Annotated in this window: 18 protein-coding genes; 7 read left to right on the top strand and 11 right to left on the bottom strand. The window is 72.5% G+C overall.

Translation table 11 applies throughout. The features are described from left to right. Position 1 precedes the first annotated feature (1 nt). Both ACFFIA_RS18175 and ACFFIA_RS18170 read right to left on the bottom strand, forming a co-directional pair. Positions 2 to 1324: a DUF58 domain-containing protein gene (locus ACFFIA_RS18175; protein ID WP_377252493.1), complete on the bottom strand. Its 1323-nt coding sequence runs from the start codon at positions 1322 to 1324 to the stop codon at positions 2 to 4. 48 nt (positions 1325 to 1372) lie between these two features. Next, positions 1373 to 2425, bottom strand: coding sequence for an AAA family ATPase (locus tag ACFFIA_RS18170; RefSeq protein ID WP_377252491.1), 1053 nt, complete (start codon positions 2423 to 2425; stop codon positions 1373 to 1375). Between the two features lie 292 nt (positions 2426 to 2717). Here ACFFIA_RS18170 and leuS point away from each other — a divergent pair, with 292 nt between their 5' ends. Then, positions 2718 to 5531: a leucine--tRNA ligase gene (leuS, locus tag ACFFIA_RS18165; RefSeq protein WP_377252489.1), complete on the top strand. Its 2814-nt coding sequence runs from the start codon at positions 2718 to 2720 to the stop codon at positions 5529 to 5531. Between the two features lie 46 nt (positions 5532 to 5577). Further along, positions 5578 to 5784, top strand: a complete 207-nt coding sequence (locus ACFFIA_RS18160; protein ID WP_377252487.1) for a heavy-metal-associated domain-containing protein — start codon at positions 5578 to 5580, stop codon at positions 5782 to 5784. Positions 5785 to 5830: 46 nt separating this feature from the next. On the opposite strand, the gene ACFFIA_RS18155 is transcribed toward ACFFIA_RS18160, so the two are convergent. Continuing rightward, positions 5831 to 7369 (bottom strand): MFS transporter, encoded by a 1539-nt coding sequence (locus ACFFIA_RS18155; RefSeq protein WP_377252485.1) that lies wholly within the window; start codon positions 7367 to 7369, stop codon positions 5831 to 5833. 113 nt (positions 7370 to 7482) lie between these two features. Here ACFFIA_RS18155 and dinB point away from each other — a divergent pair, with 113 nt between their 5' ends. After that, on the top strand, positions 7483 to 8667 hold the full coding sequence (gene dinB / locus ACFFIA_RS18150; protein ID WP_377252483.1) for a DNA polymerase IV: 1185 nt from the start codon (positions 7483 to 7485) through the stop codon (positions 8665 to 8667). Between the two features lie 128 nt (positions 8668 to 8795). On the opposite strand, the gene ACFFIA_RS18145 is transcribed toward dinB, so the two are convergent. After that, complete coding sequence (locus tag ACFFIA_RS18145; RefSeq protein WP_377252481.1) at positions 8796 to 9755, bottom strand: zinc-binding dehydrogenase; 960 nt, start codon at positions 9753 to 9755, stop codon at positions 8796 to 8798. 339 nt (positions 9756 to 10094) lie between these two features. Between ACFFIA_RS18145 and ACFFIA_RS18140 the strand changes: the two genes are divergently transcribed. After that, positions 10095 to 13076, top strand: coding sequence for an AfsR/SARP family transcriptional regulator (locus tag ACFFIA_RS18140; protein ID WP_377252479.1), 2982 nt, complete (start codon positions 10095 to 10097; stop codon positions 13074 to 13076). On the opposite strand, the gene ACFFIA_RS18135 is transcribed toward ACFFIA_RS18140, so the two are convergent. Beyond that, positions 13060 to 13719: a hypothetical protein gene (locus ACFFIA_RS18135; protein WP_377252477.1), complete on the bottom strand. Its 660-nt coding sequence runs from the start codon at positions 13717 to 13719 to the stop codon at positions 13060 to 13062. The two genes, ACFFIA_RS18140 and ACFFIA_RS18135, sit on opposite strands and share 17 nt — an antisense overlap. Before the next feature lie 892 nt (positions 13720 to 14611). Between ACFFIA_RS18135 and ACFFIA_RS18130 the strand changes: the two genes are divergently transcribed. Beyond that, the gene (locus ACFFIA_RS18130; protein ID WP_377252475.1) at positions 14612 to 17440 is read left to right on the top strand and encodes an ATP-binding protein; all 2829 of its coding nucleotides are present in this window, start codon (positions 14612 to 14614) and stop codon (positions 17438 to 17440) included. A gap of 230 nt (positions 17441 to 17670) precedes the next feature. Here ACFFIA_RS18130 and ACFFIA_RS18125 read toward each other — a convergent pair whose 3' ends face one another. The 5 genes from ACFFIA_RS18125 to ACFFIA_RS18105 form a co-directional block, all read right to left on the bottom strand. Then, positions 17671 to 17883: a hypothetical protein gene (locus ACFFIA_RS18125; RefSeq protein ID WP_377252473.1), complete on the bottom strand. Its 213-nt coding sequence runs from the start codon at positions 17881 to 17883 to the stop codon at positions 17671 to 17673. 111 nt (positions 17884 to 17994) lie between these two features. Next, a complete protein-coding gene (locus ACFFIA_RS18120) occupies positions 17995 to 18198 on the bottom strand; it encodes a hypothetical protein (RefSeq protein ID WP_377252471.1) in 204 nt (67 codons plus the stop codon). Continuing rightward, positions 18198 to 19253, bottom strand: a complete 1056-nt coding sequence (locus ACFFIA_RS18115) for a LacI family DNA-binding transcriptional regulator (protein WP_377252469.1) — start codon at positions 19251 to 19253, stop codon at positions 18198 to 18200. The genes ACFFIA_RS18120 and ACFFIA_RS18115 overlap by 1 nt, the downstream gene beginning before the upstream one ends. A gap of 32 nt (positions 19254 to 19285) precedes the next feature. After that, on the bottom strand, positions 19286 to 19921 hold the full coding sequence (locus ACFFIA_RS18110; protein ID WP_377252467.1) for a hypothetical protein: 636 nt from the start codon (positions 19919 to 19921) through the stop codon (positions 19286 to 19288). Positions 19922 to 20007: 86 nt separating this feature from the next. Further along, positions 20008 to 20199: a hypothetical protein gene (locus ACFFIA_RS18105; protein WP_377252465.1), complete on the bottom strand. Its 192-nt coding sequence runs from the start codon at positions 20197 to 20199 to the stop codon at positions 20008 to 20010. A gap of 327 nt (positions 20200 to 20526) precedes the next feature. On the opposite strand from ACFFIA_RS18105, the gene ACFFIA_RS18100 reads away from it, so the two are divergent. Both ACFFIA_RS18100 and ACFFIA_RS18095 read left to right on the top strand, forming a co-directional pair. Beyond that, positions 20527 to 21135, top strand: coding sequence for a beta propeller repeat protein (locus ACFFIA_RS18100; RefSeq protein ID WP_377252463.1), 609 nt, complete (start codon positions 20527 to 20529; stop codon positions 21133 to 21135). 190 nt (positions 21136 to 21325) lie between these two features. Next, positions 21326 to 23602, top strand: coding sequence for a HelD family protein (locus ACFFIA_RS18095; RefSeq protein WP_377252570.1), 2277 nt, complete (start codon positions 21326 to 21328; stop codon positions 23600 to 23602). Between the two features lie 25 nt (positions 23603 to 23627). Here ACFFIA_RS18095 and ACFFIA_RS18090 read toward each other — a convergent pair whose 3' ends face one another. After that, the gene (locus tag ACFFIA_RS18090; protein ID WP_377252461.1) at positions 23628 to 24572 is read right to left on the bottom strand and encodes a nucleoside hydrolase; all 945 of its coding nucleotides are present in this window, start codon (positions 24570 to 24572) and stop codon (positions 23628 to 23630) included. Positions 24573 to 24583: the final 11 nt, after the last annotated feature.

The raw sequence follows: 24583 nt of genomic DNA, 5'->3' as shown, positions 1-24583 counted from the left end.
GCTACCTAACCCTCCCGGGCCCGTGGCCCACTCCCGGACCCATGCCCACCGTCTCGGCCATCGTCGCCCGCCACGCGAATCCCTGCGACCCGCGGGCGGCCTGCGGCCAGAGCGCGGGCAGCTTGGCGCCGTGCGAGACGCCCACGACCCGCCAGCCCGTGCGCATCAGCCCGAGCGCCGCGGCCCCGTGCGCCCGGCCCGCCTCGGCCCGGCTCTCCGGCGGGAGGTTGAGCCAGGTCGACGAGTCGATCAGGAACGCCACGCAGGTCGCGTTGTTGCCCCGCAGCCCGGCCAGCAGTTCGGCCTCGGCCGTGGTGAGAGCGCCGAGCAGCGCGATCACCAAGCCGCCGTCGGAGCGCCGCCGCACCGCCTCGACGAGCTGGGCGACGTCACCGCGCTTGTCCAGCCGCACGTCGGCCAGGTGGTCGAGCAGGATGCCCTCGCCGCCCTCGGCCGCCTCGGCGTCGATACCGGTGTCGGTGACCAGGCGCAGCTTGTATCCGGCCTGGCGCAGGTGGACCGCGACGCTGGCCGCCGCGGACACCGCCCACTCGAAGCTGGCGGTGGGGCCCTCGCCGCGGTGCGCGTACTGGCGCGTGTCCAGCACGACCGTGGCCCGGCTCTCCCACGGCTGCTCCTCGCGGCGGACCATCAGCTCGCCGGTCCGCGCGGTCGACTTCCAGTGCACGCGGCGCAGGTCGTCGCCGCGCCGGTACTCCCGGGTCGCCGCGTCGTCCTCGCCGTGCACGGCCACCGAGCGGGCCCGACTGTCGCCCGCGCCCGCGTACTCGCCGGCGAGCCGGACGTTGGGCAGCGGGTGCACCTGCGGGATCACGGTGAGCCGGTCGACGCTGGGGAAGGAGCGGGTCAGCTCGCACAGCCCGAACGGGTCGGTCAGCCGCACCACGAGCGGGCCGACCTCGTACCGGCCGCGCACGTCGGCCCGCACGGTGTACGCCACCGAGCTGGCCTGCCGGGCGCCGAGCCGTTCGAGCACGACCCGCGGGCGGCTGCCCAGCGCGTACGGCAGGCGGTCTTCCAGCAGCAGCGTGCCGGTGGGCAGGCGGGACATGTTCTGCAACCGGAGCACTACGCGGGCGCTGGCGCCGACCGGGGCGCGGTGCGGCTCCAGCGAGCGGCTGCACGCCAGGCGGTAGCGGCTGCGGCCGACGTACGCCGCGGCCAGCAGCGGCAGGATCGCCAGCAGGATCGCGACCCGCAGCAGGTCCTTCTCGCCGAGGATGACGGCGGACACGGCGGCGGCCGCGGCCGCCGCCAGGAACGACCGCCCGCGCGTCGTCAGCCCGCGCAGCGCCTCACGCACCGGCGCGGCCACTTCGGAACGGGCGCCCGGCGAGGCCGAAGCGCATCATCAGCCCCTCCGCGGGTCGTACTGGGCGCGCCCGTCGTTGGACGGCGGCCGGTTGTCGTACGGCGAGCGCTGCCGCTCGTGGGGGAGCGGGAGCCGGTGCACGATGTCCGCGATGATCGCGTCGGTGGTGCGCCGGGCCAGCTGGGCGTCGGCGGTGGGGATGATGCGGTGGGCCATCACCGGTACGGCCAGCGTTTGCAGGTCGTCCGGCAGCACGTAGTCGCGCCCCTCGAGCGCGGCGACCGCGCGGGCGGTGCGCAGCAGCTGGAGCGTCGACCGGGGGGACGCGCCGAGGCGCAGGTCGGGCGCCTCGCGCGTGGCGGTCACGAGGTTGACGGCGTACTGCTTGACGGCGTCGGCGACGTGCACCTCACGTACCGTCGCGATGAGCCGACGGACGGTGGAGGCGTCCGAGACCGGCTTGAGCGCGACGATGGGGTCGCTGGTGCCGTGCACGTCGAGCATCGCCAGCTCGGCGCCCGGGTCGGGGTAGCCCATCGCGATCCGGGCGGTGAACCGGTCGCGCTGCGCCTCGGGGAGGGGATAGGTGCCCTCCATCTCGATCGGGTTTTGCGTGGCGATCACCATGAACGGCGTCTGCAACTCGTACGTCGTGCCGTCGACCGTGACCTGCCGCTCCTCCATGCTTTCCAGCAGGGCGGACTGGGTCTTCGGCGAGGCCCGGTTGATTTCGTCGCCGACCACCAGATTGGCGAAGACGGCGCCCGGCTTGAACTCGAAGTCGTGGGTTTCCTGGTTGTAGACGCTGACACCGGTCACGTCGCTGGGCAGCAGGTCGGGGGTGAACTGGATCCGCCGCACCGAACAGTCGATCGACCGGGCGAGTGCCTTGGCGAGCTTGGTCTTGCCGACACCGGGGACGTCCTCGATGAGGAGGTGGCCCTCAGCCAGCAGGACGGCCAACGCGAGCCGCACCGTAGCGGTCTTGCCCTCGATGACCTGCTCGATGTTGGCCACGATGGCGTCGCTGGCCGCGCGAAACTCGGTGCCGGACAGCGGACCGCCAAGCTGGTCCCAGGATGGTTGTGTCACGGGCCTCCTCCTCGTTTACCACGACTTCCCTTATAGATACGCAGGGGTAGCCGTATGGTTCGCGGGAGTGCAGGCCGGGATGTGACGGACCACCCGCATGTGCACAGGCTAGCCCTGTCGGTGGAATTCGCCGAGTCGGTCAGGACAGCCGCGTAGTACACTGCCGTCATGGCCAGGGCCTTCCTGCTTCTTACCTAGCCGCGCCATCGACGCCCCCGTCGACTGCGCGGCAGCCCCTCCTGCGTGAGGGGCTTTTTCATGCCCTGACGAGAATGGCCCTGGAGGTAGAAAAATGAGCGAAGAGGCCGCGGACATTCCGCCCTTCCGATACACGGCCGCGCTGGCTGGCGAGATCGAGGCCCGCTGGCAGGACCACTGGGAGGCACACGGCACGTTCGACGCGCCCAATCCCAGCGGTGACCTGGCCGATTCCGGCCATCCCCGCGCGGGCGCGCCGAAGCTGCACGTGCAGGACATGTTCCCGTACCCGTCCGGTGCCGGGCTGCACGTCGGCCATCCGCTGGGATACATCGGCACCGACTCGTACACGCGGTACAAGCGGATGGCCGGCTACAACGTGCTGCACCCGATGGGGTTCGACGCGTTCGGGCTGCCCGCCGAGCAGTACGCGGTGCAGACCGGCACGCATCCGCGGGTGACCACGCAGGCCAACGTCGAGCGTTACCGCGAGCAGTTGCGCCGGCTGGGGCTGGGCTACGACAGCCGCCGGTGGGTCGCGACGACCGACGTCGAGTACTACCGCTGGACCCAGTGGATCTTCCTGCAGGTCTTCAATTCCTGGTACGACGCCGCCCAGCGCAAGGCCCGCCCGATCGCCGAGCTGATCTCGTCCTTCGAGGCCGGCGAGCGGGCCACGCCGGACGGTCGTCCGTGGAGTGAGCTGTCCGACGTCGAGCGGCGCGGGATCGTCGACGACCACCGCCTGGCGTACGTCTCCGAGGCGCCGGTCAACTGGTGCCCGGGGCTGGGCACGGTGCTGGCCAACGAGGAGGTCACGCCCGACGGGCGCAGCGAGCGCGGCAACTACCCGGTCTTCCAGCGCAGTCTGAAGCAGTGGATGATGCGGATCACCGCGTACGGCGACCGCCTGGTCGAGGATCTGGACACACTGGACTGGCCCGAGCCGGTCAAGCTGATGCAGCGCAACTGGATCGGCCGCTCCACCGGCGCGCACATCGCGTTCCCCACGGACGTGGCGCCGATCCGGGTCTTCACGACCCGGCCCGACACGGTGTTCGGCGCGACGTACATGGTGCTGGCGCCCGAGCACGAGCTGGTCGACCGGCTGGTGCCCGACGCGTGGCCGGACGGCACGCGGGAGCGGTGGACCGGCGGGCACGCGACGCCGGCCGAGGCCGTGGCCGAGTACCGCCGCTTCGCCGCCGCCAAGACCGAGGCGGAGCGGACGGCCGAGGCGAAGGAGAAGACCGGCGTCTTCACCGGGGCGTACGCGGTGAACCCGGTCAACCAGGAGCGGGTCCCGGTCTTCATCGCCGACTACGTGCTGGCCGGCTACGGCACCGGTGCGATCATGGCGGTGCCCGGGCAGGACGAGCGCGACTGGGAGTTCGCCGAGGTCTTCGAGCTGCCGATCATCCGTACCGTGCAGCCGCCGGCCGACTTCGACGGCAAGGCGTACACCGGGGAAGGCACGGCGATCAACAGTGCCTTCCTGGATGGTCTGGGCATCGCGGACGCCAAGGCCCGGATCATCGAGTGGCTGGAGGCCCAGGGAGCGGGCTCGGGCGCGGTGACGTACCGCCTGCGTGACTGGCTGTTCAGCCGCCAGCGCTACTGGGGCGAGCCGTTCCCGATCGTGTACGACGAGACGGGTATGCCGGTCGCGCTGCCGGAGTCGATGCTGCCGGTCGAGCTGCCCGAAGTGGACAACTTCTCTCCTCGCACGTTCGACCCGGACGACGCCGACTCCAATCCGGAGACGCCGCTGTCCCGGGCGGCGGAGTGGGTCGAGGTCGAGCTGGACCTGGGGGATGGGCCGAAGCGCTACTGGCGCGAGACCAACACGATGCCGCAGTGGGCCGGCTCCTGCTGGTACGAGCTGCGCTACCTGGACCCGCGCAACGGCAAGGCACTGGTCGACCCGGAGGTCGAGCGGTACTGGATGGGTCCGCAGTTCCCCGGCGACTGCGGCGGCGTCGACCTGTACATCGGCGGCATGGAGCACGCGGTCCTGCACCTGCTGTACGCCCGTTTCTGGCACAAGGTGCTGTTCGACCTGGGGCACGTCTCGTCGTTCGAGCCGTTCCGGCGGCTGTTCAACCAGGGCTACATCCAGGCGTACGCCTACCGCGACGCGCGCGGCGTGGTCGTGCCGGCGGAGGAGGTCGAGGAGCGCGACGGCAAGTACTTCTACGAGGGTGTGGAGGTCGTCCGCGAGTACGGCAAGATGGGCAAGTCACTGAAGAACGTGGTGACTCCCGACGAGATGTGCGAAGCGTACGGAGCCGACACGTTCCGCGTGTACGAGATGGCGATGGGCCCGCTGGACGTCTCCCGCCCCTGGGAGACCCGGGCGGTGGTCGGCTCGCAGCGGTTCCTGCAGCGTGTGTGGCGGCTGGTGGTCGACGAGCAGACCGGCGCGTCGCGGGTCGTCGACGAGCCGGCCTCGCCGGAGATCCGCCGGGTCCTGCACAAGGTGATCGACGGTGTGCGCAACGACATGGACGAGCTGCGTTTCAACACCGCGATCGCCAAGCTGATCGAGCTGACCAACGCGGTCACGCCACTGCCGGCGGCGCCGCGTGAGGTGGCCGAGCCGCTGGTGCTGATGCTGTCGCCGTTCGCCCCGCACGTCGCCGAGGAGCTGTGGCAGAAGCTGGGCCACTCCGGCTCGCTGGCGTACGTGGACTTCCCGATCGCCGACCCCGCGCTGCTGGTGGCCGACTCGGTCACGTACCCGGTGCAGGTCAACGGCAAGGTCCGCGGGCGGGTCGAGATCGCGGCGAGCGCGGAGGAGGACTCGGTGCGGGAGGCGGCGCTGGCGGCGGTCGGCGACCACCTGGGCGGGCGCGATCCGCGCAAGGTGATCGTGGTGCCGGGCCGGATGGTGAGCATCGTCGTGTGACCCGGCCTGCTTGATACCCCCTGGGGGTAGGGGGTACTGTGGCGGCATGGAGACGAAGACCTACTCGGTCAGCGGCATGACGTGCGCCCACTGTGTCGGTTCGGTGAGCGCCGAGGTCGGCCAGATCCCCGGCGTCACCGACGTGAAGGTCGACCTCGCCAGCGGCGCGGTGACCGTGACCAGCGACCAGCCGGTCGACGAGGCCGCCGTGCGCGCCGCGGTCGACGAGGCCGGCTACCAGCTGGTCGGCTAGGGCCTCGGTCCAGGTGGCGCTCGGCGCCACCTGGACCTTCGTCGCCTCAGACCGGGGCCGTCTCCCGTTCCCCGACTGGCTCGGGCGTGCCCACCGGCGGCACGTGGCGGAGCAGCACCAGTGCCGCGACCGCCACTCCCACCAGCAGCGCCGCGCTCACCGCGGCGACCGCGTGCAGCCCACTCGTAAACGCGGCCCGCGCCGATGCCAGCACCGCCTCGCCCATCGGGCCGGGCAGTTGCGGCACCGCCGCGGCCGCGCCGGCCAAGGTCTCGCGGGCGACGGCCGGCGCCCCCGCGGGCAGGGTCCGCGCGACGTCCGCGCGGTAGACCGCCGCGGCCAGGCTGCCCATCGTCGCGATGCCCAGCGCGAAGCCGAACTCGTTGCTCACCTGCGAGACCGCCGCCGCCGACCCGGCCTTCTCCGGTGGCGACGCGCCGATGACGATGTTCGTGCCGAGGGTGATGAGAGGTCCGGCACCGAGGTTGATCAGGGCGAACCCGCCGATCAGCCCCACCGCGCCGCTCGACTGCGTGATCACCAGCAGCCCGGTGGCGGCGACCGCCATGCCGGCCGCGATGAGGTGCGCGGGGCGGGCCCGGCGGGCGGCGATCGGGGCGAGCTGCACGCTGACCACGCCGGCGACCGCGGCGGGCACCAGCGCGAGCCCCGCGTCCAGCGGTGAGAGCCCCTCGACCAGTTGCAGGAACTGCGTGAGCAGCACCATCGTGGCGCCCGGCAGCATCGTGTTGATCAGCATGCTCACCAGCGCGGTCGTGAACGCCCGGCTGCGGAACAGCCGCAGGTCCAGCAGCGGGTCGGCCAGCCGGCGCTGGCGGCGTACGAACGCGACGCCCATCCCCACGCCGGCCGCGAGCGCGGCGATCCCCGTCGCGTGCCAGCCGTCGCGGGCCAGCTCCTTGAGGCCGTAGATCCCGGGCAGGATGGCGGCGAGCGAGAGCGCGACGCTGGTGAGGTCGAGGCGGCCGGGGGCGGGGTCGCGGTGCTCGGGCAGCAGGACCGGGCCGAGCACGAGCAGCAGCACCATGGCCGGCACGCCGAGCAGGAAGACCGAACCCCACCAGAAGTGCTCCAGCATCACGCCGCCCACCAGCGGTCCGAGCGCGGTGCCGCCCATCATGCAGACGACCCACACGCCGATCGCGATGGAGCGCTGGCGCGGGTCCCGGAACATGCCGCCGATCAGCCCCAGCATCGTCGGCCCCAGCGAGGCGCCGGCGATGCCCAGGAGCGCGCGGGCGACGATGAGCATCTCTGCGCTGCTCGAGTACGCCGCGAGCACCGACGCCGCCACGAACGCGACCGCTCCGATCAGCATCAGCCGCCGCTTGCCGATGCGGTCGCCCAGTTTGCCCATCGTGATCATGAAGCCGGCGAGCAGGAAGCCGTACACGTCGAGGATCCACAGCTGCTGGTTGTTGCTCGGCGCCAGGTCGGCGCTGAGGTGGGGGAGCGCGAGCAGCAGGACGAAGAGGTCGATCGCGACGAGCAGGCTGGGCAGGGCGAGCACCGCCAGGCCGATCCACTCCCGTGCGCCGGCCCTCGGCGGGGTCGTCTCGTTCATCGCAGGTTCCTTCGGTCGCGGCGCCCTCGCGGCGCCTCTCGACCGGTGGTCGGTGCCACGCCACGATTCTCGACACGCTTCCCGAATTAGAACGCGTGTGCGAACATGATCGCGTGTTGGCCAGCATCCTGCACGCCGACCTCGACGCCTTCTACGCCTCGGTCGAGCAGCGGGACAATCCCCGCCTCCGTGGCCGCCCGGTGATCGTGGGCGGCGGCGTGGTGCTGGCGTGCAGCTACGAGGCGAAGGCGCGCGGCGTGCGCACCGCCATGGGCGGCCGCGAGGCCCGCCGCCGGTGCCCGGACGCCGTCGTGGTCCAGCCCCGCATGGGCGCCTACAGCGCCGCGAGCAAGGCCGTCTTCCAGGTCTTCCGCGACACGACCCCATTCGTCGAAGGGATCTCCATCGATGAGGCCTTCCTCGACGTGGGCGGCCTCCGCAAGATTTCTGGTACGCCCACCGAGATCGCCGTCCGTCTCCGTCACGAGGTCCGGCGCCGGGTCGGCCTGCCGATCACGGTGGGGGTGGCGAAGACCAAGTTCCTGGCCAAGGTGGCGAGCGGCGTGGCCAAGCCCGACGGCCTGCTCGTCGTGCCGCCCGGCGGCGAGCTGGCCTTCCTGCATCCGCTCCCGGTCGAGCGGCTGTGGGGCGTCGGCCCGGTGACCGCCGGCAAGCTCCGCGAGCGCGGCTTGCGCACGGTCGGCGCGGTGGCCCGGATCGGCGAGGCCGCGCTGGTCTCCATGCTGGGCGTGGCGGCCGGTCGCCACCTGCACGCCCTGGCCCACAACCACGACCCCCGCGCGGTGCAGACCGGCCGGCGCCGCGGCTCGATCGGCTCCCAGCGCGCCCTCGGCCGCCGGCACCGCACGCCCCGCGAGCTCGACGCCGTGCTGTGCGGCCTCGTCGACCGGGTCACCCGCCGCATGCGCGGGGCCAACCGCGTGGGCCGCACGGTGATGCTGCGCCTGCGCTTCGACGACTTCTCCCGCGTCGCCCGCTCACACACGCTGCCCCGCGCGACCGCCAACACACGCACCATCCTCGAAGCACTCCGCGGCCTCCTGGCGGTCGCGCTGCCGATGATCGAGGAGCGCGGCGTCACCCTGGTCGGCGTGGCCGTCGGCAACCTCGACGACACCAGGGCCGTACAGCTCATGCTCCCCTTCGACCGCGACAGCGGCGCCGAGCTCGACGGCGCGCTCGACGCCGTCCGCGACCGATTCGGCTCGGCGGCCGTGACCCGCGCGGTCCTGCTCGGCCGTGACCCCGGCCTGTCGATGCCGATGCTCCCCGACTGATGACCACCGCCCGCGCCCTGCCCGCCTGCCGGGTGCGGCGTCGCGTGCCCGCGGCCCGGCGTCGGTGTTTCCTCGGTGGAAGCAGGGCGAACGCGGGCCAGGCGATGGCGCCCGGCGGCGGAGCCGGGTCAGGGGCGCACCTCGAGGAGCGTCTTGCCGACCGTGGCGCGGGACTCGATCGCGGCGTGGGCGTCGGCGGCTCGGTCCAGGGGGAAGCGTTGCCCGATCAGCGGCCGCAGCCGGCCCGCGGCCGCCTCGGCGAGGGCGCTCTCCACGTAGCCGCGCAGCTCCTGCGGGGTCGGGCGAGGGCTCAGCAGAGTTACCTCGCGCTCCGCCGCCAGCTCTGGCGGTATCGACGCCCACTCGCCGCTGGCCAGGCCGTAGCTCAGCATCCGGCCGCCGGGGGCGAGCAGCTCGAAGGCGGCGCGGCCGATCGTGCCGCCCACGCCGTCCAGGACCACGTCGAGGCCGCCGGCCTCCGCGCGTACCCGGTCCGGCCACGACGGGTCCCGATAGTCGACGGTGACATCCGCGCCGAGCGAGCGGGCCACGGCCAGCTTGTTTTCGCCGCCGGCCGCGGCGACCACGCGGGCGCCGGCCGCCTTCGCCAGTTGTACGGCCAGCGTGCCCACACCGCCCGCGGCGGCCTCGACCAGGACGCGCTCGCCCGCGGTCGGGGCGGCGAGGTGGATCAGCATGGTGGCCGTGCGGCCGTCGGCGAGCAGCGCGACCGCCTCGTCCAGGGGCAGCCCTTCCGGCACCTCGAACGGGGCGGTCGCGTCGACCACGACCCGCGACGCGTAGCCGCCGGTGCCGTTGAGGCTGCTCACCACGCGGCGCCCGACCAGCCCGGGGTCGGTGTCGGGGCCGACCGCCGTGATCACGCCGCCGACGCCGTTGCCCGGGATGAGCGGCGGGCGGACCGTAAACGGGCCGGCGCCGGTCGCCCGGAACTGGGTCTCGACGAAGGTGATGTTGGCGTACGCCACGTCGATCATTACCTGTCCCGGGCCGGGCACCGGATCGGGGGCGTCGCCCGCCACCAGCACCGAAGGGGCACCGAACTCTGTCAGCCACACCGCTCGCACACGGCCCAGTCTGCAACCTCAACCGGGCTCGAGGTCAAGCCGGGCGCGTGGTCTCTTCTGGCGAGTCGGTACGGGGTCCACATTGGACAAGGCGAAGAGATGGAAATCAGGGCGCCCCCACCCCGGGGCGCCCTGATTTCGTCTGTCCGCACGGGGTTCCCGCGGCCCCTGGCCTGCGTGGTGCTCCCCGCTTCCCCTCGGTTCGCACTCCCCCGAGGTACGTCACCGAGAGTAGGCAGGGTCACGCGTGCGGGAACCCCGTGGGCGCTTTCAACCCTGGCAGGGGCCGTGATACAAACGCACATACACGTGGCACACACAGCTCACACTCAATTCGCGGTGCTCGGACCGGTCACCGTGGTGATCCGAGGGCACCGCCACCGGATTCCCCGCGCGCAGACCCGCGGTCTTCTCGCCCTCATGCTGCTCAACCTCGGGCGGCGCATCTCGCGCGAGGGCGTGATCGAGGCGCTGTGGGGTGGTGCCGCTCCCTCCACCGCCCGATCCCAGGTGCACAACGCGATCACCGTGATCCGCGGCCACCTCGCCGATCTCGGCGCGCCAGATGTGCTCGACAGCGGGCCGTCCGGATACGAGCTGCTGGTCGAGCCGGAGCAGGTCGACGCGGCCCGGTTCGGCGACGGCGTACGGCTGGCCCGTGACGCGGTCGCCCGAGGCAACGAGAAGGAGGCCGTACGCCTGCTCCGCGCCGCGCTCGGCCTGTGGACCGGTGAGCCGCTGGCCGACGCCACCGGCTCCTTCGTCGAGGCGGCCCGGGCGCGGCTGGTCGAGCGCCGGCTGACCGCGGTGGAAGACCTGGCCGACCTGGAGCTGGAGCTGGGCCGCGCGGAGGTGGTGGCCGCCGAGATCGCGCCGCTGGTCGACGCCCACCCCATGCGGGAGCGGCTGCGGGCGCGGCACATGACCGCGCTGTACCGCACCGGGCGGCAGGTCGAGGCGTTGCATAGCTACCGCGTGTACCGCAACCTGCTCGCCGAGTACGAAGGGCTCGACCCGGGGCGGGAGATCGCCGACCTGGAGCGGATGATCCTGCGCGCCGACCCGGTGCCGGTCGCCGTCTCGCCCGCCCCGGCGGCCACACTCGCCGCGCCGGCCCTGCTGCCGCCGGACATCCCCGACTTCACCGGCCGCGACGAGCCGGTCGGGGAGCTGCGTCACCTGCTGACGGAGGGACGCCCGCCGAGCGTGCTCGCCGTCGCCGGCGTCGCGGGGATGGGGGGCGTGGGCAAGACGACCCTCGCGGTACACGTGGCGCACCTGGCCGCCCCGGCGTACCCGGACGGCCAGTTGTACGCCAACCTCCGCGGCGCCGAGGCGGTCGCGCTCGACCCGGCCGACGTGCTGGCCCGCTTCCTGCGCGCGCTCGGCGTCGACGCGCGGGCGATCCCCAACGACCCGGTGGAGCGGGCCGAGCTGTACCGCACGCGGCTCGCCGGCCGCCGCGTGCTCGTCGTGCTCGACAACGCCGCCTCCGAGGAGCAGGTACGCCCGCTGCTGCCCGGCGCCGCCAGCTGCGCGGTGCTGGTCACCAGCCGGGCCCGGCTGACCGGCGTCGAGGGCGCCCGCTGGATCGATCTAGACGTATTCGCCCGCGCGGACGCGGTCCGGCTGCTCGGCCGGGTCGCCGGGGAGGAGCGCGTGGCCGCCGAGCCAGGTGAGGCCGCCGAGATCGTGCGCCTCTGCGGTGGGCTGCCCCTGGCCGTACGGGTCGCCGGTGCCCGCCTCACCGCCCGCTCCACGTGGCGGCTGACCCACCTCTCCCGCATGCTTCGCGACGAGCGGCGGCGCCTGGACCGGCTGGCGACCGGCGACCTGGAGGTGCGCGCCTCGCTGGCACTGAGCTACGAAGGGCTGAAGCCGGAGGCGAAGCAGCTCTTCCGCCGGCTCGGTCGCTTCGAGACGCCCGACTTCCCGGCGTGGCTGGCCGGCGCGGTGCTGGACGAGTCGGCCGACGCCGCCGGGCTGCTGGAGTCCCTTGTGGACGCCCAGCTCGTCGCAGTGTCCGGTGTGGACGCCGCCGGCCAGATCCGCTACCGCTTCCACGACCTGGTCCGCCTGTACGCCCGCGAGTGCGCCGACCTCGAAGACCCGCCGGGCGAGCGGATTTCGGTGCTGGCCAAGGGCTTCGGTGGCTGGCTGGCGATCGCCGAGCGGATGGCCGCCCGCGTGCCCGGTCCGTGCTACGCGGCGATCGGCGGCTCGGCCCCGCGCCCCGTCGTGGAGCTGCCGCCGGAGGAGGTGGAGCCGCTCGACTGGTTCGACGCCGAGCGGGCCGCCCTGCTCTCGGTGGTACGGCAGGCGTGCGCGCTCGACCTCGACGAGCTCGCCTTCGACCTGGCCGGCTGTCTGGAGAAGTACTTCGACATCCGGGGCATGTACGGCGACTGGAGCACCACCAACCGGCTGGTGCTCGACGCCTGCCGCCGCTCGGGCAACCTGCTCGGCGAGGCGGTCATGCTGCGCGGCCTGATCGACGTGGTCACCTGGAACAGCACGCCCGAGGAGGGCGACGCGACATCCCGTTTCCACGCGGACGCGTTCCGGCTGCTGGAGATGTTCGACCAGTTGGGCGAGCGGCGCGGCATGTCCGACGCGGCGGTGATGTGCTCGTGGGCGCTGACCGCGCGCGGCGCGCAGGCCGAGGCGCTGGCGTACGCCGAGCGCGCGCTCGACCTGGCCGAGGAGAGCGACCACCTCGGCGGGCAGGCACGGGCGCACGTGGCGATCGCCGTGGCCTACGCCGAGACCCGCGACGTGGAGGCCGCGATCGGCCACCTCGACCGCGCGCTCGCCGCCGCGCGGGCGCTGGGCAATCCGAGGTACGAGACCGCGGTGCTCCAGTTTCTCGGCATCGCCTACCGGGAGGCCGGCGAGCTGGAGACGAGCGGCCGGATGCTCGACGAGTCGCTGGCCATCTCCCGCCGGTACCGCGACGTCTACACCGAGGTGCTGACGATGGTCGCGCTGGCCCGGCTGCACCTGCGGCGGGGCGACCCGCGGGCGCGCGCGGCGGCCGAGGCGTCGCTGGCGCTGGGGCGCGAGTTCAACATGAGCCACCACGTCGCCGACGCCCTCGGCGCGCTGGGCGAGATCGAACTCGCCGCTGGGCGGGCCGAGCGGGCGGTGGGCTACCTGGAGCAGTCGGTGGCGCTCTGGCGCAAGCGCGGCTGGCTCTCCTTCCTGGCCGCCGCGCTGTACGTCCTGGGCCAGGCCCACGAGGCCAACGGCGACGCGACCGCGGCGGACCGGGCATGCGCGGAGGCCGGGGAGATCCTGGCGACGCTCAGCTCCGGCCGCTGACCTCGGCGCGTACGCCCTCGGCCGCCTTGGCGTCGATCGAGACGCGTACGAGGGCGGAGGCGAGGCGGGGCACGTCGTCCTGTCCGACGAGCGCGCTCAGCCGCTCGCCCGAGGCGGGCAGGTCCAGCCGCTTGGCACCGGAGACCACCTTCCGGTCCAGGTACGGCGCTACATCGGTCCAGACCACCTGGACCTCGCGGAGGAAGATGTCGGCGCCGGTCGGTCCGATGCCGGGAAACTCGGTCAGCAGGCGGCGCAGCGCCCGTACGTCCGAGCCGGCCTCCCGGTGCAGCCGGCGCAGGTCGCCGTGCCACCGCTCCTGGCACAGCTCGGCGGCGTTGCCGAGCATGGTGGCGGTCCGCTCGTCGTACCTCTTGTAGTGGCCGCGGCCGAGCGCGTCGACCCGGTCCTGCCAGCTCGCCGCCAGCATGGCCGGGGCCGTGCGGTAGCCGGCGGCGAACAGCTCCCGGGCCGCCGCCACGGCGATGGTCGCGGAGATGCGTGTGCTGAGGAGCGTGGTGAGGACCAGCAGCTGGTACAGCGGCGCGGGGCGGTCGCCGAGCTGGATGCCGGCCTCCTCGGCGTAGGTCCGCCCGTACCGCCGCACAGCCGCTCGCGCGGTCTCCTGTATCCGGTCACCCATGCCCCCTTGGGTACCCGTCCCACAAAGCGGTACGCCCCCACCGTTGAAGTGGTGGGGGCGTACCAACGTCCTAGTGGGCTGTCGCGTCCAACCGGGAGGCCGGTCCCGCCGATCGTTGATCGTGGAGAGTAAATCTCCGTCGGACGTCGGGCCAGGTCAGGGTCGGAGATCCTCGGAGAGCGGCGATGTCGACGACGTCGTTCTCATATGACACCTACCTGACGGGGTCGGGGGGTCTCTGCAAGCTTCTCGCGCATCTGCGTTGTGCAACTTGCAGATTGGTGGTCGTGAACTCTTCCCTCGGGACTCCGGACCGGGCATCATAACTACCTGTTGGTGTTGCTCTGATCCTGAGGTGTCGGAGAGGAGTCCTACCTAGACGGTGATGGTCCTTTAGATCACGGGTGAAACTTCGCCGCCGTGATGACCGCTGCACCGGTCGTCGCGAGGGCTGCCAGTGCGCTGATGGCCATCACCGTAAGGGTGATGGCTGACCTTCTGAGCTTGTTAATCATGTGAGCACGCTCCTGCCAAGCGTACGTGATCATCAGATGACGACAACAACGTCGTTCTAGATGATCATTGCCTCCGGTTACTCCTGGCCAGGATGAAATTACGGTCAGGTAGGAGGGTGAACATACGGTAAACGACAGTGAAACGCGCGTCTAACGCTGGGCAAGCGGGCACTGTCGATAATTCACGCCTATCACAGGGTCGCCGTTTGGCGTGGGCAATACCTCCGTGAGCACTGGAAATGCATCAGCGAATGGGATCGCGTGGTAACGACATGTTGCAACTCCCACGGGTTGCAAAGGGGTGGGCGCCATTGGCACAGGTATACGGCAGGTGAACGACAGGTTCGTGGCGGCGGACGAAGGGTGAGGTTCACACCATGATCGAGACGCGTTTCGCGCCTTCCCTCATCGGGCGGCAGCGCCATCTCGATCGCACGCGTGAGTGGGTCACCACACTCGCGACCGGTCGGGGTCGCGCGGTGCTGGTCGAGGGCGAGCCGGGGATCGGCAAGTCCTCCCTCATGCGCGCGGTGGCCGACGAGGCCAAGGCTGCCAGCTGCCAGGTGTTCTGGGCCTCCTGCGACGAGCTCAGCCAGGCGTTCCCCCTCCTGCCCCTGCTGGACGCGCTCGAGTCCGCCCCGGTCGCCAGCGGCCCCGCCGAGATCGCCGAGCTTCTGCGCGCCGAGTCCGCGCCGGGCAACGGCGTCGACCAGGTGGCCGCCGCGACAGAGCGCCTGCTTGACCTGGTCGACGAGCTGTGCGCCACCGCCCCCGTGCTGCTCGTGGTCGACGACCTTCAGTGGGCCGACCCGGCGACCGTGCAGACCCTGGGCCGGCTGGCCCGCGCCCTGCACCAGTTGCCGCTGCTCGTGGCCGGCGTGATGCGCCCGGTGCCGATCCGCGAAGACCTCAAGGCGCTCAGCCGCCTGGTCGCTCCGGCCGACCGGCAGCGCCTGCACAGCCTCTCCGAGGCCGAGGTGGCCCGGCTCGTGGAAAACGCCGCTGGCGGCAAGCCCGGTCCGCGGCTGTTGCGGCTGGCGGCCGGCGCGGCGGGCAACCCGCTCTACGTCATCGAGCTGGTCGACGCGCTCGCCCGTGGCGGTGCCCTGACCGTCGAAGGCGGCCTGGTCGAGGCGACCGGTACCCGTACCCCCGGATCGCTGGCGGCGGCCATCGCCGACCGGGTCGAGTTCCTCTCCGCGCCGGGCCGTGGCCTGCTGCGCGCCGCCGCCCTGCTCGGCGTCGACTTCTCCGTCTCCGAGCTGGCGATGGTCTCCGGGCAGAGCGTGGGCGAGCTGATGCCCGTGCTCGACGAGGCGATCCTCGCCGGCGTGCTCCGGGAAAACGACTTCGCGCTCGCCTTCCGCCATCCGCTGATCCGCGCCGCGCTGTACGAGGAGATGCCGGCCGCGGTCCGGGCGGCCTGGCACCGCGACGCGGCCCGCGCGCTGGCCGACGGGGGCGCCCCGGCCGAGCGCGTGGCCCGGCAGCTGCTCCCCGCGTTCCAGCGCGACGACGCTCCGGGCGTCGCCGACGAGTGGATGGTCCGCTGGCTCGTCGACACCGGCCAGCGCCTCGTGGCTCGCGCGCCGGGCGCCGCGATCCCGCTCCTGCGCCGCGCCGTCGCCGCGATTCCCGCCGGGGTCGCCCCGCACGACCTGCTGGCCTGCCGGCTCGCCGACGCCCTCTACCGCGCCGGTGAGCCCGCTGGCGCCGCCGACGTGGCCAACAGCGCCCTCGACTACGTCACGCGGCCCGACTACCTGGTCGACCTGCACTGGACCCTCGCGCAGTGCCGGGCGATGGAAGGGCGCGCCGCCGAGTCCCTGACCGCGCTGGAGCGGGCGCTCAGCCTGCCGGGCATCGAGCCTCGGCACCGGTCGCGGCTCCAGGTGCTGTCCGCGCGTACCCACTGCATGCTCGGCCGGCTCGACGCCGCCGAGCGGCTCGCCGACGCGGCGCTGGCCAGTGCCACGGCGGTGGGAGAGCGATGGGCCACCGGATGGGCGCTTGGCGTGCTGACCATCGTCCGGGGCATGCGGGGCGAGGTCGCGGAGGCGCTTCCGCTGTTCGACCAGGCCCTGTCGGTGGCCGAGGGACACCCCGGCCTCGCCGACCTCCGCCTAGTCCTCCAGATCAACCAGGCGGCCGCGCTGAGCAACCTCGACCGCCACGACGCCGCGATCCGCGCCGCCGAGCAGGTGCGCCAGCTCGCCGACGAGGCGGGCAACGTGGTGCGGCTGGGCCAGGCGCAGACCGTCCTGGGCGAGCTGCTCTTCGCCGTGGGCCGGTGGGACGACGCGCTCAGCGAGGTCGACCTGGTCTCCCGGGTCTCGAAGGACCCGGCCGCGGAGTGCCTTGACCAGGGGGTCGCCGCCCGGATCCGGCTGCACCGCGGCGACGCGTCCGCGGGGCACCACCTGGCGGAGGCGCAGAGCGAGGCGGAGCGTCTGGGCGACGTGGTCATCGGCGCCTACACCTTGGCCCGGAGCCTCGAGCGGGAGCAGGCCGACCGGCCGGCCGAGGCGCTCGCGGTGCTCATGGACGCGCTGGTCGCCTCCGCCGAGGAGGTGGAGCAGATGGCCGAGCTGCTGGCCGACGCCGCTCGCCTCGCCGTCTCGCTCGGCGACGGCAAGGCCGCCCGCGAGATCCTGACCCAGGCCGAGTCGGTGGTGCTCGCGGGCGCCCCGCACCGCGAGGCGATCACGCCGCACTGCCGTGGGCTTGTCGATCGCGACCCGGATCTGCTGCTCACGGCCGCCGAGCGCTACTCGGTGGCCGGGCGGCCCCTGCCCCAGGCGCAGGCCCTGGAGGCCGCCGGCGCCGTGCTCGCCGAGCGGGGCGACCTCGCCGGTGCGCGCACGCACTTCACCAGCGCCTACGGCATCTACAGTGACCTGGGCGCGGATTGGGATCTGGCCCGTACCCAGGCGAAGTTCCGCTCCTACGGCATCCGGCGCGGCCCGCACGCGCGCCACCGCCGGGCCGACAGCGGCTGGGGCAGCCTCACGCCGACCGAGATGAAGGTCGCCGGCCTGGTCGCGGAAGGCATGTCCAACCCGCAGATCGCGGCGCACCTCTTCCTGAGCCGGCGCACCGTGCAGACCCACGTGTCGCACATTCTCGCTAAGCTTCAGCTGCATTCCCGCACCGAGATCGCCCGCGAGGCCAGCCGGCGAGGCGCCGGTTTCGACCAGGCTTCCTGAGGCGCGGCCCCCGCAGTCGATTACCGTACGTGACTGGATAGCTGAATCGAGCGCGTCTTAACGAGCGTTTTGGGCAGTCATGCGGGTTAACAGCAGGGAAACAGGCTGCGCATTGCAAATGCTTCAAGCAACTTGCACAAAAAACGATCCTGGCATTCCTGCGGGATTGCGAACCGCGCGGGTAATGCCAGGATCGATGGCTGTCGGGATCTGATCGCCTGTCGTCGGGATCAACTCGGCTGTCGCTGACGCGGAATGCGGGCCTTCGGCACCTCAATCAGTTCGTCGATGTTGAAAGGGCCGCCCATCGTGGTGCGGTGCTGCTGCATGTGCGCGCGCAGCCCGGCCTCCCAGATGGCCTGTTCGATGTCCGGCGGAGCGATCCACCGGTGGGAGTTGTCGCTGTAGTGCAGGTCCTCGTCACCTCGATGCATAACGCTCACATGCCTAGGTTCGTCGCACCGGGCGTCCGAGAGATCCGCCACCTCAACGACATTCGAAACGCGGTCTACGCCAGGGTGGCGGATATCCGGTCTGCCCAGGTCACGGCCGTGTTACGCGGCGGGGACGCAGGTCTTGGCGCGGCGCGGCTCGACCCGGTCGGCGAGCCGGCGGAGGGCGGTGGCGGCCCGCAGGCGCATCGACTCTGCCCGTTGCCGTGGAGGTCGGTCGGGCGTGGTGCGCGCCTTCGGGCGGGCGGAGAGCACGTGGTGCTTGGTGGCCTTGTCCGCCAAGATCATCGCGGTCGGGTCGAACATCAGACGCTCCCTGTGGGCGCGGGGCCGGTGGAGGCCCGGACGACGAGTTCGGTGGGCAGGACGATCCGGCGCCGCGCCGGGTCGTCCGGTGGGTCGAGCAGCAGTCGCCCGGCGATGCGTCCCCGATCGAGGGCCGGCTGCCGGACGGTGGTCATGTGGGCCTGTGCCGCGTCGGGGATGTCGTCGAACCCGATCACCGACACGTCGCGGCCGGGCCGCAGCTCGCGCGTGGCGAGCGCGTCCAGGACACCGAGGGCGAGCAGGTCGGTCGTGGCCACCACCGCCGTCGGCCGGGGCGCGCGGTCCAGCGCGTATGCCGCCGCGGCCGCCCCGTGCTCCCGGCTGTTGCCGGCCGCGCTGATCGTGGTCACGTGGGACCAGTCGAGCCCGGCGGCGGCGAACGCGTCGCGGTAGCCGGTCAGGCGCTCGCGGCTGACGTACGACCCCAGCTCCTCCGGCGCCTTGATGATCACCTCGCCGGTGCCGCGGTCGGGCGAGATGTAGTCGGCGATGATCGCGACCCGGCGGTGGCCCAGCCGCATGAGGTGCTCGCCCGCGGCGCGGCTGGCGGCCACCTCGTCGATGCCGACGTAGAGCGCGCCGGAGCGGTCGGAGTTGACCACTGGCAGGCCGCGGGCCCAGGCCGCCTCCATCGCCTGGTACCAGCCGGGGACGCAGTAGACGACGAAGCCGTCGACCGCCGCGTTGCGCACCGCCTCGAGCGCGCCGTCGTCGTCGTCGCGAAGCGGCACGAGCAGCAGGCCGGTGCGGTTGTCTTCGGCGATCTCGGCGAGTCCACGCAGGAACTGCACCGCGTACGGATCGGTGAACGCGGACGACAGGGCGGTGGTGAACAGCACGCCGATCGCGCCGGCCCGGCCCCGGCGCAGCGAGCGGGCGGTGGGGTTGGGACCCGAGTAGCCCAGCTCGCGGGCGGCGTCGAAGATCTTCTCGCGCAGCTCGGGGGAGAGCTGGTCGGGCCGGCTGTACGCGTTGGAGACCGTGCTGCGGGAGACGCCGACCTGGTCGGCCACGGTCTGCAACGTGGGCTTCATGGCCGGCACCCTTCTGTATCGATCCAGTGCTTCTAAATCGATACAGTACTCCTCGGCGCGGAAACCGCAACCCCGCCGTCGAGCCACACCGCCGACCTGGTGTGCGGGTCCTGCGGTAGTCGGTTGGTGAGCGCCACGAGCACGAGCGCCACCACCACCGCGGCGATCCGGCGCCGGCGCCGGCGCGCCTCGCACGCGTGCCACCAGGCCACGGCCGCCTCGGCCAGCGGGCCGGCCTGGGGCCGCTGGGTCGGGTCCAGGTGTGGGGCCAGCCGCAGTGCGACGCTCGGCGCGGCGGGCCGGGACGGCGGCGGCAGCGGTGGCGGGTCGACGCTGCCGGTGGACCAGACCTGCACCTCCACCGGCCACGCGTCGTCGAGCGAGTCGAGCGGCAGCAGGTCGGGGACGCGCCAGCTGTCCGCCCGCCGGGTGAAGGCGCGCCTCAGGTACACATCGGTGGCGTCGGCCTGGCGCAGCCGGTGCCGCAGCCGCAGCCAGCGCCACCGGGCGGCGACGTCGGTGAGCACGTCGGGATACAGGTGGTCGGCGTCGTGCTCGGTGCCGACCACGCGGGCCGCGTCCCGGCGGAGCGTGTCGAGGTGGTGCTCGACGAACGCGATGTACTCCGCTGGTGGCTCCGGTGAGATGCGCGGCAACAGACGAGGCATGCGGCCTCCCTCAGGCCCCTCGCCTTATGGTCCCGCTCCCACCGGGGAAAGCCAAGCTCTGTATCGGTTGAGAAAATGCCCCGGGATCAGGTGTACGACGGCTCGGCCGGCATCGACATCGGTTCGCCCGTGTTCGGGTCGTAGCAGAGGTATCGGCCGTTGGCGTGGATCCAGCCCCAGATGTCGTCGAGCGCGAGCGGCAGTCCGCAGTGCGCGCAGGTGGCCTCAGGCGGGCTGGCGGATGCCGGCGGCGTCACCGAGGGTGTCCCGTCTGTCACTGCTTTCGCCTCCAAGTAGTTGCTTCTGACCTGGGCATCCGTCCATCTTGCGGCACCGCCGCAACCTCGGCATCCGCCGGTACGGTCACTATGTGATCAATGATTCAAGCCGGCTGGCAAGTCTCGTACGTTGACCGGGTGACCAGTGGGTCGGCCGCCCGGCCCTTTCTTGATCATCTTGGCGTTCCGGGGTCCCGCGCCCGGTGGCCACGCCGAGGTGCTGGCAACGGCAGTGCGCCGCGCTTCGGCCGTTCCGCCGATGGTGGGGCGACCTGGACCGCGGCCGCGACCGATCCGCCCGGGGTGACCGGCGGCGGGACCGTGGCGGTGAGCGCGGACGGCGGCCGTGCGGTCTGGGCGGCGGTGAGCTGGTCGGCGGATGGCGGCGCGACCTGGACCGCGTCGGAGGGCGTGCCGGCGGGCGCGACGGTGGAGTCCGACTGGGTCGATGCGGCCCGCTTCTACGCGTACGCCGCCGGCACCTTCTACTCCAGTGTGGACGGTGGCGCGACGTTCGTGGCAACCGCGGCGGCGGGGCTGCCGGCCACGGGCAACGTGCGCTTCAAGGCCCGTCCGGGCAAGGCCGGCGACATCTGGTTCGCGGGCGGCGACACGGCCGGCGGGGTGTACGGTCTGTGGCGCTCCACCGACGGCGGCGCCTCGTTCACCCGTCTGTCCAACGTGGACGAGGCGGACGCGGTGGGCTTCGGCAAGCCGAAGAAGCGGGGCGACTACCCGGCGGTCTTCGTCACCGCGAAGGTGCGGGGCGTACGCGGGATCGTCCGGTCGGACGACGCGGGGCGGCACTGGATCCGGGTCAACGACGACCGCCACCAGTACGCCTGGACCGGCGCCGCCATCACCGGCGACCCGCGCGTCTTCGGTCGTGTCTACCTGGCGACGAACGGCCGCGGTGTGATCTACGGCGAGCCCTGAAAGCCGGTCTCACAGGGGGCGTGCCCGGCCCGCGCGATGCGGACGGCGCACGCCCTGACAGCGGCACGCCAAACCGGCGCGCGGTGCGCTATCTTTGTCGGCTGAGCACAACAAAAGGACAGCCCCGGGCCGCCCTTCGTCGGCAAGTATACGGCATCAGGGAGCCGCTTTGTCAAGCAACTCCGCGGAGATGGCCCACGAGCAGGGATACGTCTCGGCTCTCTATCAGCGGTTGGACGAGATGCGCGAGCAGGCCGGGCGCAGGCTCGCCACGCTGCTGCGGCAGACCGGCGGCACGCCGCAGGCGAAGACCGAGCGGGACAGTGGCGTCGCCCTCTACACCGACCAGGTCGCACAGTACGGCGCGGTGGAGCACGGGCTCTGCTTCGGCCGGCTCGACTTCGAGGAGGGCGACCCGCGCTACATCGGCCGGATCGGCATCTTCGACGAGGGAGACGACCACCAGCCGCTGCTGCTCGACTGGCGGGCGCCGGCGTCACGCCCGTTCTACGTGGCGACCGCGGCCTCCCCGGATGGCGTACGGCGCCGCCGCCACATCCGGACCCGCCGCCGCACGGTGGTCGGGCTCGACGACGAGGTGCTCGACCTGGAGGCGGCTCGCGAGTCCGTCCACGAGGGACTGACCGGCGAGGCGGCGCTGCTCTCCGCGCTCTCGGCGAGCCGCACCGGCCGCATGCGCGACATCGTGGAGACGATCCAGGCGGAACAGGACGGGGTCATCCGCTCGCCGATGGACGGCGTGCTCGTCGTGCAGGGCGGGCCGGGCACCGGCAAGACCGCGGTGGCGCTGCACCGAGCGGCGTACCTGCTCTACACGCACCGCCAAAAGCTCTCCACGCGGGCCGTGCTCATCGTGGGGCCCAACGAGACCTTCCTGCGGTACATCTCCCAGGTGCTCCCGTCGCTCGCGGAGACCGGCGTCCTGCTCGGCACGCTCGGCGATCTCTTCCCGGGCGTGGTCGCGCGCCGGGACGAGGCGCCCGAGGCGGCCGAGGTCAAGGGACGGCCGGTGATGGTCGAGGTGTTGGCGGCGGCCGTAGGCGACCGGCAGCGGCTGCCCGACGAGCCGCTGCCGATCAAGCTCGACTCGGTGGCGCAGGGCGAGACGCTGTCGCTCCAGCCGGCCACGATCCGGCACGCGCGGGAGCGGGCGCGCCGTTCGGGCAAGCAGCACAACCTGGCCCGCCCGATCTTCGACACCGAGATCGTGCACGCGCTCGCCGCGCAGCTCGCCGAGAAGATCGGCACCGACCCGTACGCGGACGACCCGCTCGGCGGCGACGACGCGCCGGGCGAGGAGATCCTCTTCGACGAGGCCGACCTCGCCGAGATCCGCCGCGAGCTGCGCAAGGAGCCAGAGGTACTCGGCACGCTCGACTGGCTGTGGCCGATCCTCACGCCGCAGCAGTTGGTGGCCGGCCTCTTCGCGTCCGACACGCGGCTGGCCAACGCCGCGGCGGTGCTCACCGAGGACGAGCGCAAACTTCTGCGGCGGGATCCGGCGGGCGGGTTCACGCCGGCCGACGTGCCGCTGCTCGACGAGGCCGCCGAGCTGCTCGGTGAAGACGAGGCGAGCAAGGAGGCGCTGGCCGAGCGGCTGCGGCGGGCGCGGATCGAGTACGCCGAGGGGGCTCTGGAGATCGCTCGCGGCTCGATCTCGATCGACGCGGAAGACGAGGTGGAAAACGAGGTCCTTTCCGCGACCGACATCATCGGGGCGAGCGAGCTGGCCGAGCGGCACGTGGACGGCGAGCGGCTGACCGCGGCGCAGCGGGCGGCGGCCGACCGCAAGTGGGCGTTCGGGCACGTGATCGTCGACGAGGCACAGGAGCTGTCGCCGATGGCGTGGCGGCTGCTGATGCGGCGCTGCCCGAGCCGTTCGATGACGGTCGTGGGCGACGTGGCCCAGACCGGCGACCTCGGTGGTGCCTCGTCGTGGGACACGATCTTCGAGCCGTACGTGGCGACCCGCTGGCGGTTGTCCGAGCTGAAGGTCAACTACCGGACGCCGGCGGAGATCATGGCGGTCGCGGCGGAGGTGCTCGCCCGCATCGACCCCGCCCTGGAGCCGCCCCGCTCGGTGCGGCAGACCGGCGAGGAGCCGTGGACCCGCCGGCTGGACGTGGCGCAGCTGCCCAAGGTCGTGCTGGACGAGGCGGTGGAGGTCGGCGACGGCCGGCTGGGCGTGATCGTGCCGGCCGGTCGGATGGCCGAGCTGGGCCCGGCGATCGCCGACGCCGTACCCGAGGTGGTGCTGGGCGCGGAGCCCGACCTGGAGAAGCGGGTCGCGGTGCTCACCGTGCGGCAGGCCAAAGGGCTGGAGTTCGACTCGGTGCTGCTCGTCGACCCGGACGCGATCGTGGCCGAGTCGCCGCGCGGCCAGAACGACCTCTACGTCGCGCTGACCCGCGCGACCCAGCGCCTGGGCATCCTGACCGCCGCCTGAGGCGTCCGGCGGGCTGAGCCCACGCTCAGCCCGCCGCGCCCGGCAGCGCGGCGACCGCGCCCACCACCAGGTCCCAGAAGGGGGCCACATCCAGGCCCGTCGCCACCAGGGCGTTGTCCGGGGTACCGGTCCGGTGGTGCAGGTCGACGACGGTGGCGCCGCGCGTGTGTACCCCGGTCAGCTCGATCGCGACCGGCGCGGGCACGCACCGCACCAGCGCCGGCTCGGCCACGCGGGCGACCGCGATCGGGTCGTGCAGCGGCGGCCCGGGGAGCCCGAAGACGCGGTCGTACGTCGAGGCGAAGAACGTCATCAGTTGCACGCATGCCTCGGCGAGCGGCGTGTCCAGCGCCCGGAAGCGGGTCACCACCTCGGGCGTGACCAGCGCCTGGTGGGTCACGTTGAGCCCGACGACCGTGACCGGGAGCCCGGAGCGGAGCACGAGGTCGGCCGCCTCGGGGTCGACGAAGATGTTGAACTCCCCGTACGGCGTGATGTTGCCCCGCCCGGTCGAGCCGCCCATCAGCACGATCTCGCGGATCCGGGGCGCCACCTCGGGGTGGTCACGCAGCAGCGTGGCGATGTTGGTGAGCGGTCCGGTGGGCACGAGCGTCACCGGCTCGGGGTGATCCAGCAGCAGCCGGCGGGTGAGGGCGACGGCGTGCTCACCCGCCAGCGGCACGGCCGGTTCGCCGAACTCCGGCCCGTCCAGCCCGCTGGCCCCGTGGATGTCGTCCGCGATGCGCAGCTCGCCTGCCAGCGGGGCGTCGCAGCCGGCCGCCACCGGTACCCCGGAGATGCCGGCGATGGTGCAGACCCGGCGGGCGTTGAGCGTCGCCTTGTCGAGGGTGGTGTTGCCGGCCACGGTGGTGATGGCGAGCAGGTCGAGGCGGGGGTCGGCGGCGGCGAGCATGATCGCCAATGCGTCGTCGTGTCCGGGGTCGCAGTCCAGGATTATCGGGATGGCCACGCTCGCTATTC

It is taken from the genome of Phytohabitans kaempferiae, assembly GCF_042433955.1.
Classification (GTDB): domain Bacteria; phylum Actinomycetota; class Actinomycetes; order Mycobacteriales; family Micromonosporaceae; genus Phytohabitans; species Phytohabitans kaempferiae.
Note: the sequence above shows the minus strand (reverse complement) of the source record. Positions and strands in the feature narration are given on the sequence as shown.